Source organism: Palleronia pelagia (assembly GCF_900110115.1).
Lineage (GTDB): Bacteria > Pseudomonadota > Alphaproteobacteria > Rhodobacterales > Rhodobacteraceae > Palleronia > Palleronia pelagia.
Genome location: NZ_FOCM01000001.1, coordinates 837,837 through 856,913 on the forward strand (window position 1 = coordinate 837,837; position 19,077 = coordinate 856,913).

Here is a 19,077-nt window from a genome sequence, read left to right on the forward strand (position 1 = left end):
GCTGGCGAGTTCGAACATTTGTCCGAAGGGGCGTGCAGGACGGCCTGACAAGTCCGCTTTTTCCGCCAGAACAAGCTTTTCCTGCTCCAGAGAACCGATCTTCTTCTCATAAGCCTGAATGACGGTCTTTGTCTCGGCGTCAATCAGACGTGTGAGCAGCGCTTCCACCTGCTTGTCGAGGTCCTGGATTTTGGCAGCGTAGAGCGCCGCATGTTCCTTGGCGCGGACGAGACGTGCGTCCCAGATGTCGGCAAACATTGCCCTGGCTGCGGAGACCTTCGCGGCTGAGGGGAGGACATCACTGAGGAGGTCTGTAAACTCGCCCTCAATCTCATCGCGGCGGATCGACTTGCGGTAGGAGCAGCAGCCCTTGTGGAAACACATATAATATGGATGCTTCTTGCCTGTCTTGCTCTTTGACCAGCAGGAGGTCAGCGGACGCTCGCAGTCCCCGCACAACACAAAGCCGCGCAGCGGGAAGTCTTCGTTGATGTCAGCGCGAGCGGCAATGCGCGCGCCTTCTTTGATACGCTCCTGAATGCGGGTGTAGGTCTCGAAGGTGATCAGCTCTTCGTGCTTCGCCTTCATCATGCGGATGCCCCAGGCAGGCACTTCTATATACCCAGCGTAGTGCGGACGGGTAAGCAGACGGATGACCTCTTCATAGCGGACGAAGCCATTTGGAAAGCGGCTGGCAAAGGCAGGCTCCGATTCGAGATAGGTTTTTACCTCAGACTGCGAGGCAAAGCGCCCGTGTGCAAAACCGTCCAGCGCTTCGGCAATGATCGTGGCAAGAGGCTCGTCGCGGACCAGCAACTTGCCGTGTCCGGCCACACGCTCATAACGAAAGCCCGGAGGCGCAGGAAAACACCAGTACCCGTTCATGGTGCGGGCGCGCATGCGGTTGGTCGTCTGCTCACGGTTTTTCTGGCGCTGATGCTGCGAGACGGAGGCGAGCAGGTTTTCGATCAGGACGGAGTCGGAATCTTCGCCGAAGGTGATCGATGGGCTTTCGAGCTTGCCGCCGATATCTTTTAGGGTGCGGCGCAACGTCCAGTGACTTTCAATATCACGGGCAAAGCGGCTGATGTCATCGATAATCACGACAATGCCTTCGGATCGCTGCGCTTTGATAAAGGCAATCAGCTCATTGAAGGATGGACGGTCCATGAGACCGCCGGAAACGCCTTTTTCATGAAAGGTGCGAATGACGGAATAGCCTTTGCGCTCCGCATATTCACGGCAACGCGTGGCCTGCGAGTCGAGGCCGTGCCCTTCTTCTACCTGTCTGGCAGAAGATACACGGCAGTAAATAACGGCCTGCTTGGTATCGGAATCGAGTAGTGAAGATAATTCTGCGCTCATCGTGGCTCCTTCTTGTTCTGGTTTTTGGAGGATGCCACTGTTTCAGGCGCTGTATCTTCAAGGCAGATGTAGTTTAGCACATCGTCCATACCGATGTCGCTGCCCGCATGGAACTTATCCCCATCTCGGACGCTGAAGCCCAGATCAGCGAAGGCAACCATGATCTGCCACAGCGCGCCAAGGAACTGCTTCGCCTGTTCGTCGCTCATCTCCTCATTCTCAAGATACTCGCCGTAGCGTTCCAAGAGCGTATCGCCGTCCACTGTGCTTGTGTTCAGGCCATTTGATTTTCCTCTATCTTCCATATTGCGCTCCTTTCTTTTTGTGCTGCTTTGTTATATATTCAAATAACTCCTAGGTAGAAATGTGCGGGCGCTGGCTTTCCCGAATAAATGCAACAGTGCCCGCACTTTCTAATTTCTGTCTTTAATTGTGCCTCTGTTCATTTAATGAATCCTCTTTTGGTGTTTCCGTGCTATATTGTCTCTTAGTAGTCATATCAGACTCGGTTTTTATCGACTTGCGCGGGCGCTGACTTCCTTAACAAAAAAAGCGTTCGCGCATTTTATTTTCCCTTGATGACACTTCCATTTTTTTCGCATTCCTTTCTTGCATCAGCACGGGGGCGGCTCCACAAAAGCCAGGCACCCGTGCCTTTCTGAATTACCTATCCGGTGAGGGACCTTCGCGTCCGGCAAAGCGGTCAGCCGACGCCTTTCTTGGGCGATGCGGACGTTCACTCCTCTCAGGCGTGTCGCGCTCGCTATTGCGCTCAAGTGCGTGTTCACGGCGCAGATCACGGATCAGGCCGTGAGACTCACGGGCAAGTTCAGCCACGCGCAGAAGTTCTGAGGCCGAGAATGAACTCGTTTCCTGAAGGTGCCCATCCTTGTCTTCATAAACCTTGGCGAGCGTGACCGTGTGATAGGGGCCGTTATCGCTTTGGTTCTCCCAGAGGGTCGCTTTGAGGCGACCGTCGCGCAGGGTCTCCAGTGGTTGATTAGGCGTGTTTGATCGTTCCATGAAGTTGCTCCTTTCTCATGGTTGGGGGTTCAGTTTTCTGGGATGTCGTTTGCTCTGTTGCGTCTCTGGGCAACGCGCGTGCCATCGCAAGAGAACAAAGAGTGAACATATCATATTGACGACCTCCGTTTCAACGTAAAAATGTTGCAGAACAGCATATTAGCGCCGCCTGATATGCGCTCTGGCAGGGTGTGATTGCTTTCGCTCAACTTTTCGCCGCACGAACCAGTCCTCTTCGAACAGCTTGCGATTAGGTGCGGCGAAATCCGGCCTCGGATCAGGCAGGACATGAGCCAGCACTTTCGGCTTTCGCCCTGTTTCGCCGCTCTGCCTGTCCTGAAACCGCTCCGGTAGGACCGCAGAGCTTTGCGGCTGCGCACACGGCGACGATCAGCCCCGAGATGCAGGCGACAGGTGCAGCGCCCGCGCTTGTCCGGCAGGCACAGCGGACACAGGATGCGACGGTAGGCCGACATCACTTGCCGCACGCGCCGAACTTGTAGCCGCTCGTGAAGTCCTGGCGGCTCTGGTAGCTCAGGCCGCTGGTGCCGGGCATCGGCTTGCCGCTCTGCGCCATCTTCATTCCGGCATTGAAGGTCGAGGTCTTGGACATGGTGTTCTCCTCTTGGTTGCTCCGCCCCGCGAGGTTAGAAACGAGGCATGTCTGAGAAAAACACGCTCGATTTCGGGAAGCATGTCAGGACTTCTAACTTGTCGCGCGGACGCATGATGCCTAAAGCGCCGAGGCTTGAATTTCCTAGAACCTTTTCCCCCGAATGGAAAAGTGTCTGCCTTGAGATTCTGGAAGACTACAGGGCGTCGAAAGCGACATCACTCGGCAAGAGTGTCTATGGCTGGCAGGCGGTGCGGGACGACATTATGCGCGCTTATGATGATCACGGCGCGCGTACCAAGTCCATCGGCAGGCGTGATGATCTCTTGAGTGTCGGCGACATGAACTCCTATGCAAGGTCAGGCAGTCTGGGGCCGGAAAAGTTTGGCTACGTTGAAAGCTTTATCAAGGAGATGGCACCAAGCCGCGATTTGTCGGCATCAATCATCAAGATAAAGCAGCGTGCTGATGCACAAAAACTGGCATCGTTTCAGGACATATATCAACGCCAGCATATTGACCCTCAATTCGTTAACGGATTTGCAGGCCTCTTGGGTCAATATATTTACAGTGAGCCCTTGCCGCACCCCTTTGCTTATCGGCAAATCTTTGCCCGGATAGACTTCATTTATCTGAACTGTCTGAAGCTCACATGGGCTTATTCAAAGAAGCTGTGCGATGAAGGAGATTTCCGCTCTACTGATCTGGTATTTCTAGACGGCTTCCTGATACCTCTGCCTGATCCGAAGGGACGCTATAATAGCGGGGTTCCGGGAATAAACGTTGACGGGTTTGATTGCCTGCTGAAGCTCTTCCGACCGCAATTAGGAGACGCACGAGAAGAGGGACACATTGATGCGAAGCTACGCTGCTTTATCTCAAGGCCAAACAAAAATAGCAATACCAGACTTGATATTCATGTCGCAGCGTCTCATCAGCCAATGACGCCCTCTGGAGTAAATCTCGGTTTGCCTCATCGGATGATACATATCACTAACAGCAACACAGGAACTTTTGAACTGAACTGCGATCAAAATCGTAATGATAAAATTGCGAATATTTTTGATAATTGGTATAAGGGATATGTATTTTAATAAGTAATGGATTAAGCAATGAGCACAGAAGACGCGAAGCCCGATATTTTCTCAGCCGCGCATAATAACGATGTCGAGCATTTGCGCCGCGCCCTTGCGGATGGACAGTTGCTTTCGGAGCAAAGGGTAAATATGGATTTGTCAACGCCTGTGCATATTGCAGCAGCGAGACATAGTAACGATTTCCTGCGCGAAGCCTCGCAACATGAAAGCTTTGATCCTTTAATTCGCAACGCCAGTGGTCATGCTCCAATAGATCATGCAGTGGCCAGCGGCAATACTGAGGGGCAAGAGCTTTTAGAAGGATATGATAAAGAATTGCCCGCAGGTTGTGAGCGTTCCGGCAGCCCCATCCTTCCGCTACAAGAATTCGATATCTAAGGCGATTTAAAGGTCAATCTGTACGAGGCACTGAAAGTACGTGCACTCCATCCCAACAAAACAATAGAAAGACAATCGCTTGGAAATCAACAAACGCATTTTACTAATTGAAGACGACAACAACGAAGCCACGTTGCTGACCTCTTATATTATGAACAGGCAGCAGAAGATCGATGTCAAACGGGTCAGCGATCTTGCGGGTGCCCACGAAGCCTCCAAACGCACAAGCTTTGATCTTGTTCTGCTTGATCTTAATCTTCCCGACGGCTTTGGCCCTAACTCGATTGATGAACTGAAAAGGCTCGGCGTGAAGTCTCCGGTGATTGTGATAACGAGCATGCTGGCACAACTCACAGCACAGGTCAGTCTTGATAAGGGAGCGATTTCCGCCTTTTCCAAACGCCAGCTTTATGACGGCGCTGCCGATCACATTATCTTTGACGACTTTGCCGTGGATATTTCTTAAAGCTCCACCTGCATGAACAGACTGGCGACCTCATCGGACTGGATGCAAAGATATTCCAGCGTCTGCTGCTGCCGCGCATGTCCGTAGGCTTCCATGAGCAGCGGCAGAACGAGATGCGGCGGCGTCTTCGTGTTCCCGCGTAGCTGATGATAGCCCCATGTCTTGCGCAATGTGTGGGAGCCGTAGTTGCCTTTCAGACCCGCTTCGGCACACCAGCCTTTGACCATGTTGATGAAGGGTGAGACGCTGAGGCTCTTGCGGGTTCGCTGCGACCAGAAGAGGGGTGCGCCTTCTTCCGTCTTCGGATGATGTCCCAGCCAGGTCTGGATGGCTTGGACAGCAACGCCGTTCAGCGTAATCGTGCGGTAGCGCCCGTTCTTGCTCTGCTTGAGAGACAGCACGTCTCCGGCGCGCAGATGGGCGACCTGACCGACGCGGATCGAAAGCAGTTCATTGGCGCGGTAGGCCGTGTTGATGCCAAGCGTGAACAGGCACAGGTCACGCGGACGGCATGATAATTTTTTCTTGATCTCCGCAATCGCCGCGAGGTCGCGGATCGGCTCCACCTTCGTGGTCGAGCCTGATTTCGGGTGGTTGGAATTGCGGAGTCTTTCCAGTGACATAGACCAGCACAAACACCCCCGTGCCCGACATGTCAACTTATATCCAGAAGTTGACATACGGGAGTATTCAATGCCGCGTCAACCTCTTAGAGGTATTGGCGAGCTACAAAACTAGGCAACAAGTCGCTGTGGCTCGGGCCTTCAGCGATCACCTCAACTTCTGGATAAAAGTTGAGGAGTGGTGCCGTGGCCCGCACGTCCCTGATCATCGGTATCACCGTCGCGCTCCTGTACATGGGGGCGTACTTCGCCCTGTACCAAGGGTATTGGACGCTCTTGGTACAGGCTAAGTGCCCGCGCCATGGACGAGGATGAAGCCACTGAGATCAGGCAAGGCTTCCTGAACCTGCGCAATGACTGGCTGCGCCGCCGCATCTTTAGTGCGGCCTCCACCTATCTCGTTCTCGAAGCCATCCAACAGCGTGGTGAATACAGGGATACCGCACTCGCTGCGCATGAACAGCGTATGGCGGAGTATGATGACGCAACCTCGCACGCAGAACGCATTAAACAATTCGTATCGACCTCAAAATTGCTGGAGACAGCGGTGTTCAGAAACGGAATCCAAAAATCTCTTTTAAGATATAAATAGATATAGCTTGAAAAACGGGGAGGAGAAATTCCTTTACAGATTAGAATAAAATGAGCAAGATGCAATTATTAGTTAAAAATTTTTATTGAGCATTTCATGCCGTGATACGCGGTCACCTATCAAGTGCTTGCGACAATGTCGTGATGGAAGAGTTTTTAGACAATATCGCACGTGAAAGGATCCAATTAATTGGCCCGACTTTTAAATATATGTTTGATTTCGTTAGCCTTAACGATGGCGAGCTTGGTCGACGGTCATGCTCAAACCGCAAGTGATAATGAAATTGAAGAGTTCGCAATCTCAAACGAACGAGAATTTTTATCGAACTTTATTGCGGCTGCAGTGTCGAACCAGTCAAACCAATACAGAATCCCCCCATTCAACCAAAGAACAGAAGAATTTGAGGGAATATTTAATATAACTCTATTGCGCTCATTCTATCCTTGGCTAACTAAACATTTGCATGAGGTAGATGGCAGACCAAAGCTTCAAGCCATAAACAAATGGAGTAAGCCAATAAGGATATCCTTTGCGCCCCCAGCGGACGAGAATCTATGTTCAGAAGTAAATCAAAATCGGACAACAGATTGTATTCTTTGGCCCGTTACGAGTCAAAAAGACCACGAAGACATAAAGGCCGAAGTCAGCGAACTAATTGGCAGCCTAGCCAGTCTTACTGGTTTAGATATTTCATTGGCATCGAATGTATCTGATCCAGCCAATTTGCACATACTTAGAATTCCTTCGGAGGGTCAGGTATTTAAAAAAAATAAGAGTATAATAACAACAATATCAAGTAGCACATTTCCAAAACCAATTCTTTTCGCTGGCTATCTGGATCGTTTTCTTCCAAACGCTGTATGGTTTACTGCGGGTGCGAAACGTCACGTCGAGGGCTTCTACCTACCTGATTCCCGGAATAGAATTGACCGCGCCTTTTGCTATATTCGCGGACATCATAGCGTCGAAATCATACGCGCAATGACGCGCGAGTGCTTATTAAGATCGTTGGGCCTTCCTGGAGCTCTCAGCAATTCTCCACCTATGGGCCAAATTCTGAGCCTTTGGAATGAGAATGCCGACATTACTGACGTTGATTTGCCTGTCGAGCTAGGAGTTCTTGATCGTGAAATTATCAAGCATTTGTATAGTGAAAAAATTTATGCGGGAATGACCCCATGGGAATTACAAGTGCGTATACGAAAAATTAAACTAGATATATTGGAGAATGAATGACACAGGAAGTAACGATCGGTGAAATTACCTATCGCATTGATCAGACGGTCGGGTCTCAATCCGAAAGAGATTCAATGTTTCAAGAACTGCAAAATCTATCCCAGTTAAGCGAGATGGAGAAATCTCATACTGGATTGGATGGAAATCGAAATGGCCTTTCTACGGTCACAGTGTCAGTAAGCTCTGATAGCAGCGAACTGGAAATGCATTCTTCTGACGGAACATCTCAGGGCCCGATGACATCTCCTGGAAATATATTGACCGAAATAGATAGCTCTACTGGAGAAATGCAACATGCCCATATTTATATTGACTTAGATAGAATAGGTAAAACTGAGTATCAGCCAGCTGATGGGAGTCTCTCGCCTGTAGATATGACGGCTGGTGCGATCTTTGTAAACGAGGCGGGGTCAATTATTGGATATCTTAACGAGAACTATATCCCACCTGGAATGAAATCAAACCCCGTTTTCGATCAAGGTCTAGTCGGGGGCGCAGAAGATATTTACTCTGGACACTTTGAAGACATATATCACTTAGCTATGGGCGAGCCGGTTCGCGGCGCCGAGACACCTGGACAACTGCTGTTGAATTTAATGGAGCATGACCCATTTGCGACAGTCCAAGAGTGGATAGAGGCAATTCTAAATGATGAACAGCACGAATATATTGGATTACCAGTAAACGTAAATACTTCTGAGAGAGGTATTGACATCACTGACAGTTCTGGTGGAGCGGATACACTCAAAATAATACAAGCCATGGATGATGGTAACGGAACCGTAAACCTTTATGAAAGTAGTGAAGCGTCCGAACTCGTGAATGCTGTAGATGCTTCCGCTGATCAATCCAGCCCTCTCGTGCTGGACATTGATATGGATGGTATTATTGAGCTATCCGCCTTTTCCGATACAAACACGACATTCTTTGATCTAGACGAAGATGGTTTCGCGGAGCGGACGGGGTGGGTATCCGCAGACGATGGCCTTCTGGCATTGGATATAAATAATAACGGGCGAATAGATGATAACGCTGAATTGTTCGGCAGCGCTGACGAAAGCGGCTTCTATCAACTTTCTGCTTTAGACAGCAACTCCGACGGCGTTATAAATGCAAGTGATGATGATTTTGGCAAGCTTCTTATCTGGAGAGATATCAATCAGAATGGTGGAAGTGAGTTCGAAGAACTTGACTCTCTGAATGCCTATAATATCACGGAGATTTCCCTTTCATCGACAAGGATTGCCGGAACAAACCAAGGCCACTTTGTTTCAGACGAAGCCACGTTTACTGTCGATAACGGCATCACGATATCAACGCATATTGTGCAGGATATTTGGTTCGAGCATGACAACTTAGTCACGAAATATATTCGAGACTACACTTTTGACATTAGCTCAGCTGATTTGGTTACTGTGCGAGGTTATGGTGAGATTGCGGATCTCCACATCGCGATGAGCCTGGACAACGGTGTTGGTGGGCTCATGGAGATGAATCAGACTCTAGTCGATACCTCTTTTGATGACCTTATTTCGGGAGTTACATTGCAATCAGATATTCGAGATATCATGCATCGCTGGGCTGGCGTAGATGGAGTTTCTTCGACCAGCAGAGGCAACTATGTCGATGCAAAAGACTTAGAATATTTGGAGAAATTTACAGGGCAGCCGTTCCTCCAGCACGGTTATGAGCCAAATCCTATGGTTCAGGCCGGCGCAATGCTTACAGAGACGTTTCTGGAGGCCCAAATGGCCGTCGGCGCACGACTTCTATTGCAATCAAATGGTGCAGAACTTTTCTCCAACAGTGTTGAGTATACTCTTGCCACCGACACCTTCACAGACCCGGGAGCTTTGGATTCCGCGGCTCTCTCAGATATCGAAACTCTAGCAAGCGCCCCGGGAGCGGATGCGATGGCAATCTGGGAAAACGTTGTCTTTCTCGTTGTAGGCGCACGCGGCGGCGTGAACAATGTTACCGGAGCTGATATCACGGCTTTGGACACAGCAATCAGCAACACCATCTCCGGTACATACTACTCCGATGTTCTGAATAGCCTTTATGGCATTGATGACAACGGTCTGGATATTACCGGAACAAGCAGCGCAGATACAATTGATGGCGCGGGCTTTGAAGACCTCCTACAGGGTCAGGACGGCGATGATACTATAAACGGATATAACGGCAATGACTACATAGCGACAGGTGGCGGAAACGATACGGCCTATGGCGGCAACGGTCATGATGAGATTTATAACTATAGCGGCAATGACACATTCTATGGGGGCTCAGGTGCTGACCTGATCACAAGCGGCACAGGCAGCGACACCTATGTCTTCAACGTAGGTGACGGGGATGATACGATTGTCGAGAGTTATTCCACATCAGCAACTGACCGCATACAGTTTGGCAGCGGTATTACGCTCTCCGATCTGACCTTCACACGGGTTAGTAACGAAGACCTTCTGATCACTATCGATCCGTCCGCAGGCGGGGGCTCGATCCTTGTAGATGGTCACTTCAAAAGCTATGCCGAGAACATCAACGAGATTGTCTTTAGCGACACTTCGACCTTTGATCCGGAAAGTATCAACTACACGCTCCATGCGACTGACAATGCCGAGACGCAGCTTAACGGCGTTCACACAGGCTCGGACGATGATACGATCTATGGTCATGGCGGTAATGATCGTATCTTTGGCTACCAAGGCGCTGATAACCTCTATGGCGGAGACGGTGATGATACGATCTATGCTTATAATACAAGCGGTGAGTATGCCGACACGCACGCCCATATTCTGGACGGCGGTGCAGGAAATGACCTGATCCGCGCAGCAGACGGTGCTGATGATATTACAGGCGGGACAGGCAACGACAGCCTGTTCGGCTATAGCGGTAATGATACCTACACCTTCAATTACGGCGATGGCAATGACACGCTAGAGGATGATGCAGGCACAGCCGATGTCATAGAGCTGGGTGCTGGCATTACGCAAGCGGACTTGAGCTACGATCTGTCCGAACAGTATGATCTGAAGATCATTATCGACGGCGGGGCTGGGGGCAGCATTTTTATCAACCGTATGTATTACAGCGCGACCTATCAGGTTGAGAGCCTTGTCCTGGCAGATAGTACTGTCATTGATCTGATCTATCAGGATTATGAATGGTCCGGCTCTAACGGCAATGATTATCTCTATGGCCGTGACTTTAATGATAGCGTTGATACGATCCATGGCCTGGACGGCGATGATTATATTATCGGTGAGAGAGGGGATGACGTTCTCTACGGTGATGCCGGAGACGATGAGATTTACGGTGATTACGGAGACGACATAATTTATGGGGGGACAGGTGCCGATACCCTGCGTGGTAGCTACGGCGCAGATGAGCTTTATGGTGGTGATGGCAATGACGATATCCGCAGCGGCGCAGATGATGATATCCTGAGTGGCGGTCTGGGGGATGACTATCTCAACGGCGAAGGCGGCTATGGTGATATCGTAGATTACGGAACAGCCTCTAACGGAGTGGTGGTCAATTTTCAGACGGGCACAGCTACAGGCGAAGGCACGGATACGCTTTCAAGTATCGAGTATGCTCATGGTTCCTCTTATAATGATACATTCTCTCCAAGCTATTATACGAAAGGCTTTGATGGAAAAGGCGGTGTAGATACCCTTGATCTGGCAGCCGGGTACGGTGCGTCCTACTACGCTAACGTCAACTTGGCTTCGGGTACAATGAGCGGCTATTACATCAACCTGACACTTGCCAATATCGAGAATGTCATTGGGCGCAGCGGCAATGACACCCTGACAGGTGATGCGCAAGCCAATCAGCTTGAAGGCCGGAATGGTAACGATACGATCAGCGGTGCAGACGGTGATGACCTTCTTTACGGCGGTAGTGGTAATGACACGGTCACAGGCGGCAATGGCGCAGATACATACTTCTTCTTAGACGGCGAGACAGGATCAGACACGATCACAGATTTTAGCATAGCAGACGGGGACGCACTCAATCTCGCTGATATGCTGAGCTTGTTTGATCCTTTGACAGACATACTCACAGATTTTGTAGAGATCACCGATAGCGGCTCGAACTCTATCGTGAAGATCGACCAGGACGGTGGTGCAGACAGCTTCGTGCAGATCGCCACACTAACAGGTGTGACAGGTCTGACAGACGAAGACGCTCTCGAAGCATCAGGCAACCTGATCGCGGCCTGACACCACTATTTGGAAATCAGGTAGTCATCCAGCGACTTGCCGCTTTCCAGACCTTCCTTGATCCAGGCTGGCTGACGACCGCGCCCGCTCCATGTGAGAGATGGGTTTTCAGGATGCGCATACTTCGGCGGCAAAGGCTGCTTACCTTTCTTCGCCGCAGCGCCGCCCGTCAATTCAGCAACAGAAAATCCGTGCTCTTTGGCCGTGGCTTCGATTGCGGCGAGGGCTTCATTCCTGCGCTTGGCCTCATACTGGTCGATGGCCTTGGCAACGTCTTTTTGAAGCTGCTTGAGCTCATCCAGATCGAGCTTGTCGAGATTGATCTTGGCGGGCATGGGTCCGTCCTCGTTTTGTCGTCAGGTTTTCCCTACGCCTTTAGTAAGAAGATATTCAAGCCCCAAACTCATGAGCGCCGTGTCAGAGAGCGTTGTGGAGCTAATCTGTAAGTCCAGCACTATAAAGCCACTCATCAAAGATTTCAGGCGTAAGTGTATACCCTCGAACCATGATGTCCTCAGGTTGCAGAAACGAATCGCCCGACGACGCTATAGGCCTTCCGCTTGGCGCGCCTTCAAATGTAATACCAATAGGCATTAGTCGATCATTCTCAACACAGAATATAGGACCGCCGCTTATCCCACTAAAGCCATACCGTGATGGCTGTGGTAGTTTCGATTGTAGTGCAAACATTGGATTCTTTGGATTGATCGGCGAAACTAACTCGGCAGTGACTTCGATCATGCTTGACGCAACATTCGTCTCAATCTCAGACTTCTCTTTGTCTGGGAACCCAACCGCACAGCATAGGTTAATGTCTTTCCAGTTGGGTTCTAGGTACTTATCTAGATTGATCGGCTTTTTCGGCTTTGATCCAGAAACAAGTTCAAGATGGTACTCTGAGAAGTAAGAGATGCATATGTCTGTCCCGCCAAGATCATCAATGTCCTGCAATGTGCTTACCGCTCCTGCTTCAGACCATGTGTTGAGAGGAATCAACACTCTATTTCCATGAATATTTGCAGACCAGCTTTCGTTTTTTGCCATGTGCTCTTTAACATGCCGACACGTAACGATATATAGATGACCTTTTCTTCGGACAAAGGTTGCTGTTGCATTGACCGATTCCGCATTGTGTCCTTCTGCCAAAAAGGCATTCTGTAAAAATAGCGGAGCGCAGTACATATTCATCATTTTACTAATAGATTTTTCGCTCATTTTCATCCTTATAATTTTAGTTTATTATATGTATTTAGGAGAACGAAAATCTGCCATGTAAGATTGATATTTTTTAGGTTTTAGGTTTTAGGTTTTTGTTTTTTGCCCACGCTCTTGTCATTCCTGTCGCTACCGACCTAGTTGCCTCTCAAGGAATTCTTGGTTGAACGGATCAAGTAAGGGCTGTTCTCCTTCCAGCATACAAAGCACCCGGTAGCAGTTTGCTGCTTCCCGCGCCATCATCTCAAGCTGGCAGACCGTCTTCCCAATACTCATCGCTTCGTACTCCCCTTCGTGAATCAGGACGTAACACGCCTCCAGAATGCCTCCACATCACGGTCGATCTCTTCAGCTTCTTCGAGAGACGGCAGTTCTCGCTGCAAGACCTTGCGTACGGCAGGAGACTGAAGATGCCCGATCTCTTGGAAGCGCTTCACGGTTTCAGCCAACGGCTGTGGAAGACGATCCCGCCACCAGGCAGGAGAATACTTTTCGGGCTTGTGCTTCGGGGAAAGTGGCATGTCTCAGCTTAGATCAGTGAACCAGTCTGCACCAAGCCCACAGCGATCACTTATTGCGGAGTCAGAGCTAGGTTTCCGACTTAGCGACGAACGCAAGATGTGTGTTGTAGTACAACGCCAACTTGGCAAGGGGACCCGCTGCGCGCCCCCGTTGCATCCCCCCGGCTTGTGGCGGGTCTCAGGGTATTGAACCCGTCATCCAGCCATCAGAGCGTTTCGCCGCTTGGGCCACGAGCAAGGAGACTTCGCTCTCCCTGCACCCATCGATCAAGGGGCTATCGCGCCCCCTTGAAACCCGCTCGCAGGACTTGGAGACGTCCCTCTCCACCTGCACCGAACCACGGACAACCTGCCGTCAGGTTGATCAACGATCAGGGAGCGTTCCTGCTGCCCCCGATACCCCCCTTAACAATTCATAGAGACCAGCCCTTAGGCGGCTTGGATGTCGTCAATATCTCATGCGCTTGCGAATTGCTGCTTCATTGTCCTCGTACTCAGCCTCACTAGTATAGCTTTCTGCAATGGTGCGAAGCGTTGTTGCTGTGTTAGGAAACTCATATTCCATCGAGGAAGCCCAGCCTGCATATTTATTTGCCAGCTCTCTCTCTTGAGCGCCTCCTTCGCCACGAAAATGAACACCACGGGCATTTTTCGTACCGATGTAGAATCCTCTTGAAACACTGTCGGTCATCAAGCGATCCATAACTGACCGGACACCCTCACAAGGCCAAACACCATCTGCACCAAGTTTTGCGTTGCTAAGAAGCTCACCAATTCTGTAGTCTGCTATATCACGTCGCCCCTTGTTTTCGCATAGCCGACGAGCCTCGGTTATCCATTCCTCAAGATGGTGAGCATCAACAGTTCCATCATCTTTGGTGCCTGGAATCCTATTGAGTGCATCAAGCAAGCGATAAGCATTCGTTGCAACTGCATCCAAATCCTCTATATCTTCCTTATCGGAGGTACCGTCGTCACGTTTGAATGCCATCTCGACAGCGTCACAAAAAATGCTAGGGTTCTGTGACACCTCTTTTTCGAGATTTAAGGCTTCTTCTTTCTCGTCACGATAGATCGCCAGATATCGAAACTCCAGCAAAGCAAGTTCACTTTGGGTGTGAGCCCCTCGCTCTGTAAGAATCTTAATTGCTTCTTTAATTGAATACGCTTCCATTGTTTGGATGGCGCCGCGATCTTCGCTAGTGGTCGTCATGTCCATAAGAACTTGATAGAGCTGAGGTGAGGAAACAGATTTTAAATCCAAATGTATGAAGTTGAACGCAGCCGTCGGGCGCCCCTGCTCAAGAAGCTTGCTAGTTGCAAATTGTAGATCTTGTTCGGAGTGATGCATCCAATTTGGGAGAACCATTTTCCAATACATATTCTGGAACTCAACATCAAAACGTGCAACATCTGCCCAAGTCTCAGTCACAAATGGTGCCAAACAGTACAACTCAAGCAAAACTTCGTTGTCCACGCCGACTCGTAGGGCATGCAAAACGCCGCACGTTTCACTAGGACCGATTTCTGCGAACATGCCACCTATTAACTGTCGCATCGCAAAATTATTGGCTAGTGGGCGATGCGAAATTGCAAAATCAACAAAATCTCGCCGGTCATTGCTATCGATCAGCACACGACCAGCACATCTGCCTACGACCCAAGCGGCTTCTCCCAAAAAGGCAAGGTCAATAAACCCCTGAAAACCCCTTTCTTGGTATACCTGTTGAGCTGCGTCATCTCTTAGTGATTGGATGCGTTCGTCCCTTTTCCTGTAGTCTATATCATCTTCAATTTCGTCCCAAGCTTCCGGCACCCAGTGTTTCTTGAACAGCCAAGAAAACTTCTGGATCAAATCACGTGGTTCGAGCGTATCATAAGTATCTTTTGCCAACTTGCTCCTGCGAGCGTCGCTGTCAGCATCTCTTCCTTCGCGTTTCTTACGACGCATAGTTCTACGTATCGTTGTTCGGATTTTTTCTCGTAAAATCGCGCGATCTTCGTCGCTAGCAGTCACGGCCCACGCGTTTACGACACCCCACATTTGTTCATTGTGCTCGTCGGTCACAAAATCTTCCAGACCAATCAGATCACACATTATGTCCACATCGTAGCTCGGCCATTTAAGCGCACTTTCGATGCAAAATATGACAAACTCATTCCGTTCTCTGCGTGTAGCGCCTTCACCATGGCCAAAGGCATCGTCTCGCCATCGAGGCTTGTGGTTGGGGCTAGCAAAACCTGGAGAGGGATCAAGCTCCGCTTTGCAAATTGTCCACGCGACATCTGGATTCTCTGCAATCATCCTATTCATAAGGGCTATTCGCTGTTCTATGGAGGCAGCTGTCTGCGGTAACCAGCTTCTGAAAATCGAGCGAAGAGTTTCAACTGGCTTATTTACCCAGTTGTCGTCCAGTTTGATTTCGCTGAGGCGCACCAGAATATTGACTACACGTGGCAGATAGTTTGCAGACCATGCGAGATTTTCAAGCGCCCACAGTAAGCCGGTACGCGGATTACGCCCAAACATACCAGTACCTGCTGGGCGAATGAGGGAAAATACGACGGGCTCATCTGAATCGAGGTCGTCTTCCAGTATCTTGAGAAACGTATCGGGCGCAGCTTCAGCGTAGATGGGTAGATCGGAAGCTTGCGACTCAAGCAGGTCATCATTGAGTGGTACTAACAAATCCCTGACAAGATTTGAGCAAAGATGCTCTGTGTTGACACCTGTACGCGAAAAGAACAACTCTTTGCCATGCATAGACATGAGCGCAAGACTGTCGGAGATGCCGTCTCTGAGCGAGCCACTTATCTCTCTTCTTTTATCGTATATATGCGCAGCCCACCGATCTTCCTCTGGAAGGTCGAGGGAAGGATCACGCTCGGACAACACTAAGTCAGCGACGGAAAAGAAACGTCGAAGTTCATCCTCATTTATCCAATTACAGATGGCATAGAGCGCATCAATCTTTGAAACTACACCTCTGAACGCTCCCACAGCCCAGACAGGAGGACTGTTCAAACTCAATAGCTTTGAAAAATGGTCTTCAAGATCGCGATAGTCGTCTATCCCAGCCAACTCACACAATACAATACAGTCCGTTTTATTACGAGAATTCCAAGCACCAGCAAGTAGGATAGGAAACAAGAACTTTGCTAAATCACTCTGGTTGCTCCATTCCGGTTTTCGTATAGCATCCGATGTTGAAAGCCGCCTCCTCAACACAGTGAGTGAACGGCCTGACTCATTACTTAGTTTTGAGATTGCATCACGACTCAGTTCCATTTTCTCAAGGCCGACACGGAATGCCTCTCCGCTAAGAGGCTCAAGTACGACATCCTTTTCGACACCCTCTGTTGTGCGCGGAGTGATGACTATTCCACCAAGTTTCTGCCCTGTCTCGGATAGCTCCTTTTCAACTTCTCTGTTTGTTATGATTGGAATGAAGCGGCTGGTCTTTGCTGCAAGCCTACTGAGAGGTCCCGGCTTGGTGAACGCAATAATGCGGTCTCGTTGCTGCGCTAACCCGCCTGCACTGTGATTGAAGAGTGCGTGTAAGAACGCAAGACCCTCCTCAACTGAATCCGCAGCAAGACGCACCACTCGTCCATCATCGCCTCGAATACGTTCTGCGAGTTTTTTTCCAGTCGTAGAGATTGCTTCTTCAAACACTTCTTCAACAAAGGAGGGTTCACAATCAGCGTTCCACTTCACCCAACAACGGTCTAGCGAGAGCGTACCTTCATGTTCAACGCCAGTTTCGTTCGCGAACCATGTTTGCGCAGGTAACGATTGTTCAAGCCATTGTTCTAGATCGCTGGCATCATAAACACGGACATCTTTCCAATTGCCCTCTGCACGCTTTTCGGCTTCCCACTTTGACTTGCTTTTCCAACGATGAGGTGTAACGAAGACAAAAACCATCCCTTTGCGTATCTCTGCATCAACGCCCTTCACGCTCTTCTTGTAATCCTTATTGGCCTTCGAATAATAGTCTGCGTTTGTTCCAAATTCCCAACCGGATTTTCCTGCTGGTACCCAAGGGTTACCGGTTTCACACTCGATCTCCCCATCCCATCCGGGACGTTCGCCGTCATCATTGCCTGGAAAATCCACTAAAGATGTTGAGGAACAAGTGCTGTGAACCAGCATTCGGAGAAATATTGCAAAGCGGGTTCGCGAGGCGATACGCTGCGACCAATTCGATATGTCGTTTGCGGTGGCCTTTAGAAATGGCGGTATGTAGGGAAGGGATGCTGTAGCCAAAACGTCAGGGATATTTGACTTGGCCTCGAAGGCGTTTTGAAGCGCAAGCAGCTCTTGAGCATTGTGACCAAAAGCCTTCTCAATTTTTGCAGCCATCTCGGGAGATAGCGCTGACTTACCGTTTAAGAGGTTCGAAAGCGCAGGCCTGCCCACACCTAGTGCCCTGGCAGCGGCAGTGACGCTAACGCCTTTAGGAATAACTTCTTTCTTAATGAAGTGGCCGGGGTGAGTTATATTCGTTGTAGAGTTCGACATAATTGCCTCTCTATGTTGTTTTGTACACTGTATCGTTACACGATACACCCTGTCAACTTCGTTAGTGTTTTTACTTAGAAACAGCGTTTAAACAATCGCTTAGGGCTTCGCCCTCGGCGCGCTTCAGGCAAAACAGATCGAACAGATTATGATCGTTGTCGGCTCCCCCTGAAGGTTGCCCCCAACAACGACAGAATCTTTCGCCGATTTTCCCTTCCGCTTGCACACCCACTGTTCGCCACGAGGCAGGGGTTGCAGGAGCAACCTCATACCTTACGGAAGGAGAAGAAAATGGAAAAATTACAAGGAGATATCCAAATCTATGTTGCCTGTCTGGCAGCGTATAACAACGGCATTCTGCACGGGTGCTGGATCGATGCCGAGCAAGACGCCTACCACATCTATGCAGACATCCGCGAGATGCTGGCATCCTCACCCGTCGAAGACGCCGAAGAGTGGGCAATCCATGACCATGAAGGCTTCGAGGGGGCGGACGTGTCCGAGTATATGGGTATCGAAGAGGTCGCAGAGTTGGCTGCCTTCATCGGAGAGTACGGCGAAATCGGCGGCAAGCTGGTCGGGCATTTCGGTGATCTGGGCGAGGCACGCAAGGCCATAGAGGACGCTTATGCGGGGGAGTACCGCTCTTTAGCCGACTTCGCCGAGGAACTGACCGAGGAAACAGGTCAAGTTCCTGAAAGCTTACGCTTCTATATCGACTATGAGCGCATGGCGCGGGACATGGAAATCTGTGACGTGTTCATCATCCAGACGGGCTTCGAACAAGTCCACGTATTCTGGAGTAACTAGCATGAGCACCGAGACACACAGATTCACATGGGAAGGCATCGAGATCGAACTGACCTATATGCCAGAGGCTTATGGCGGCGCTATCGCCCATCTGGAGGTACGCAGTATCAACCCCGAGCGCGCACCGCTACCTATCACTGAAACAGGATACCGTTCCCACTATCACCCTGTGGGAACGGTCGAAGCTGGCGAAGGCACTGTGGTCGAGCAGGTCACGGCATGGCTGGACGAAGAAGGCAAATCAAAGGCGTGGAAGAAGTACGTCGAAGACAGCCGCCAGTATTCCTTGTTCTGAACAGTCGCCGCCGCCTACTTCATCGCAATTCAACAGCAATCTTAAACTTGACGTACAGGCATAATAATTGATATCGAAGTACTTCA

The 19,077-nt window shown here is 50.0% G+C and carries 16 protein-coding genes and 1 pseudogene; 8 read left to right on the forward strand and 9 right to left on the reverse strand.

All coding sequences use genetic code 11. The features are described from left to right. Window positions 1-318 precede the first annotated feature (318 nt). The 4 genes and pseudogenes from BMX96_RS04070 to BMX96_RS19575 form a co-directional block, all read right to left on the reverse strand. Window positions 319-1,365: pseudogene (locus BMX96_RS04070) on the reverse strand (recombinase family protein); the annotation flags it as partial. Beyond that, the gene (locus BMX96_RS04075) at window positions 1,362-1,670 is read right to left on the reverse strand and encodes a hypothetical protein (protein WP_091844331.1); all 309 of its coding nucleotides are present in this window, start codon (window positions 1,668-1,670) and stop codon (window positions 1,362-1,364) included. The pseudogene BMX96_RS04070 and the gene BMX96_RS04075, both read right to left, overlap by 4 nt. Before the next feature lie 358 nt (window positions 1,671-2,028). Beyond that, window positions 2,029-2,388 (reverse strand): hypothetical protein, encoded by a 360-nt coding sequence (locus tag BMX96_RS19175; RefSeq protein WP_139209943.1) that lies wholly within the window; start codon window positions 2,386-2,388, stop codon window positions 2,029-2,031. Between the two features lie 475 nt (window positions 2,389-2,863). Further along, window positions 2,864-3,001 (reverse strand): hypothetical protein, encoded by a 138-nt coding sequence (locus BMX96_RS19575; protein ID WP_175481647.1) that lies wholly within the window; start codon window positions 2,999-3,001, stop codon window positions 2,864-2,866. Between the two features lie 47 nt (window positions 3,002-3,048). On the opposite strand from BMX96_RS19575, the gene BMX96_RS19180 reads away from it, so the two are divergent. The 3 genes from BMX96_RS19180 to BMX96_RS04080 all read left to right on the forward strand — a co-directional run bounded on the left by BMX96_RS19180 (window position 3,049) and on the right by BMX96_RS04080 (window position 4,942). Further along, a complete protein-coding gene (locus BMX96_RS19180; protein WP_139209945.1) occupies window positions 3,049-4,095 on the forward strand; it encodes a hypothetical protein in 1,047 nt (348 codons plus the stop codon). Between the two features lie 18 nt (window positions 4,096-4,113). Then, entirely contained in the window at window positions 4,114-4,476 is a 363-nt protein-coding gene (locus BMX96_RS19185; protein ID WP_139209946.1) for a hypothetical protein, read from the forward strand. A gap of 79 nt (window positions 4,477-4,555) precedes the next feature. Further along, window positions 4,556-4,942, forward strand: coding sequence for a response regulator (locus BMX96_RS04080; RefSeq protein ID WP_091844332.1), 387 nt, complete (start codon window positions 4,556-4,558; stop codon window positions 4,940-4,942). Here the strand turns inward: BMX96_RS04080 and BMX96_RS04085 are convergent. Then, entirely contained in the window at window positions 4,939-5,565 is a 627-nt protein-coding gene (locus tag BMX96_RS04085; RefSeq protein ID WP_175481648.1) for a tyrosine-type recombinase/integrase, read from the reverse strand. The two genes, BMX96_RS04080 and BMX96_RS04085, sit on opposite strands and share 4 nt — an antisense overlap. 301 nt (window positions 5,566-5,866) lie before the next feature. On the opposite strand from BMX96_RS04085, the gene BMX96_RS19190 reads away from it, so the two are divergent. The 3 genes from BMX96_RS19190 (at window position 5,867) to BMX96_RS04090 (ending at window position 11,625) form a co-directional block, all read left to right on the forward strand. Then, entirely contained in the window at window positions 5,867-6,157 is a 291-nt protein-coding gene (locus BMX96_RS19190; protein WP_139209948.1) for a hypothetical protein, read from the forward strand. Window positions 6,158-6,391: 234 nt separating this feature from the next. Beyond that, window positions 6,392-7,393 carry a hypothetical protein gene (locus BMX96_RS19195; RefSeq protein WP_139209949.1) on the forward strand — a complete coding sequence of 334 codons (1,002 nt, stop codon included), beginning with the start codon at window positions 6,392-6,394 and terminating at the stop codon, window positions 7,391-7,393. Then, window positions 7,390-11,625, forward strand: a complete 4,236-nt coding sequence (locus tag BMX96_RS04090; RefSeq protein ID WP_091844333.1) for a type I secretion C-terminal target domain-containing protein — start codon at window positions 7,390-7,392, stop codon at window positions 11,623-11,625. Before BMX96_RS19195 ends, BMX96_RS04090 begins: the two co-directional genes overlap by 4 nt. Before the next feature lie 5 nt (window positions 11,626-11,630). Here BMX96_RS04090 and BMX96_RS04095 read toward each other — a convergent pair whose 3' ends face one another. The 4 genes from BMX96_RS04095 to BMX96_RS04100 form a co-directional block, all read right to left on the reverse strand. Beyond that, on the reverse strand, window positions 11,631-11,960 hold the full coding sequence (locus BMX96_RS04095) for an H-NS histone family protein (protein ID WP_091844334.1): 330 nt from the start codon (window positions 11,958-11,960) through the stop codon (window positions 11,631-11,633). A 100-nt stretch (window positions 11,961-12,060) separates the two neighbouring features. Next, window positions 12,061-12,840, reverse strand: coding sequence for a hypothetical protein (locus tag BMX96_RS19200; RefSeq protein WP_139209951.1), 780 nt, complete (start codon window positions 12,838-12,840; stop codon window positions 12,061-12,063). A 299-nt stretch (window positions 12,841-13,139) separates the two neighbouring features. Continuing rightward, window positions 13,140-13,361 carry a hypothetical protein gene (locus tag BMX96_RS19205; RefSeq protein ID WP_139209953.1) on the reverse strand — a complete coding sequence of 74 codons (222 nt, stop codon included), beginning with the start codon at window positions 13,359-13,361 and terminating at the stop codon, window positions 13,140-13,142. A gap of 448 nt (window positions 13,362-13,809) precedes the next feature. Continuing rightward, window positions 13,810-17,886, reverse strand: coding sequence for a HigA family addiction module antitoxin (locus BMX96_RS04100; protein ID WP_091844404.1), 4,077 nt, complete (start codon window positions 17,884-17,886; stop codon window positions 13,810-13,812). Between the two features lie 291 nt (window positions 17,887-18,177). On the opposite strand from BMX96_RS04100, the gene BMX96_RS04105 reads away from it, so the two are divergent. Both BMX96_RS04105 and BMX96_RS04110 read left to right on the forward strand, forming a co-directional pair. Next, window positions 18,178-18,696 carry an antirestriction protein ArdA gene (locus tag BMX96_RS04105; RefSeq protein ID WP_091844335.1) on the forward strand — a complete coding sequence of 173 codons (519 nt, stop codon included), beginning with the start codon at window positions 18,178-18,180 and terminating at the stop codon, window positions 18,694-18,696. 1 nt (window position 18,697) lies between these two features. Next, a complete protein-coding gene (locus BMX96_RS04110; protein WP_091844336.1) occupies window positions 18,698-18,991 on the forward strand; it encodes a hypothetical protein in 294 nt (97 codons plus the stop codon). Window positions 18,992-19,077: the final 86 nt, after the last annotated feature.

Coding starts and splice junctions, on each gene's coding strand:
- BMX96_RS04105 (WP_091844335.1), top strand. CDS start 18,178: ATGGAAAAATTACAAGGAGATATCCAAATCTATGTTGCCTGTCTGGCA.
- BMX96_RS19205 (WP_139209953.1), bottom strand. CDS start 13,361: ATGCCACTTTCCCCGAAGCACAAGCCCGAAAAGTATTCTCCTGCCTGG.
- BMX96_RS04075 (WP_091844331.1), bottom strand. CDS start 1,670: ATGGAAGATAGAGGAAAATCAAATGGCCTGAACACAAGCACAGTGGAC.
- BMX96_RS19195 (WP_139209949.1), top strand. CDS start 6,392: ATGGCGAGCTTGGTCGACGGTCATGCTCAAACCGCAAGTGATAATGAA.
- BMX96_RS04100 (WP_091844404.1), bottom strand. CDS start 17,886: ATGTCGAACTCTACAACGAATATAACTCACCCCGGCCACTTCATTAAG.
- BMX96_RS04095 (WP_091844334.1), bottom strand. CDS start 11,960: ATGCCCGCCAAGATCAATCTCGACAAGCTCGATCTGGATGAGCTCAAG.
- BMX96_RS19575 (WP_175481647.1), bottom strand. CDS start 3,001: ATGTCCAAGACCTCGACCTTCAATGCCGGAATGAAGATGGCGCAGAGC.
- BMX96_RS04110 (WP_091844336.1), top strand. CDS start 18,698: ATGAGCACCGAGACACACAGATTCACATGGGAAGGCATCGAGATCGAA.
- BMX96_RS04085 (WP_175481648.1), bottom strand. CDS start 5,565: ATGTCACTGGAAAGACTCCGCAATTCCAACCACCCGAAATCAGGCTCG.
- BMX96_RS19200 (WP_139209951.1), bottom strand. CDS start 12,840: ATGAGCGAAAAATCTATTAGTAAAATGATGAATATGTACTGCGCTCCG.
- BMX96_RS19190 (WP_139209948.1), top strand. CDS start 5,867: ATGGACGAGGATGAAGCCACTGAGATCAGGCAAGGCTTCCTGAACCTG.
- BMX96_RS19175 (WP_139209943.1), bottom strand. CDS start 2,388: ATGGAACGATCAAACACGCCTAATCAACCACTGGAGACCCTGCGCGAC.
- BMX96_RS04090 (WP_091844333.1), top strand. CDS start 7,390: ATGACACAGGAAGTAACGATCGGTGAAATTACCTATCGCATTGATCAG.
- BMX96_RS19180 (WP_139209945.1), top strand. CDS start 3,049: ATGTCTGAGAAAAACACGCTCGATTTCGGGAAGCATGTCAGGACTTCT.
- BMX96_RS19185 (WP_139209946.1), top strand. CDS start 4,114: ATGAGCACAGAAGACGCGAAGCCCGATATTTTCTCAGCCGCGCATAAT.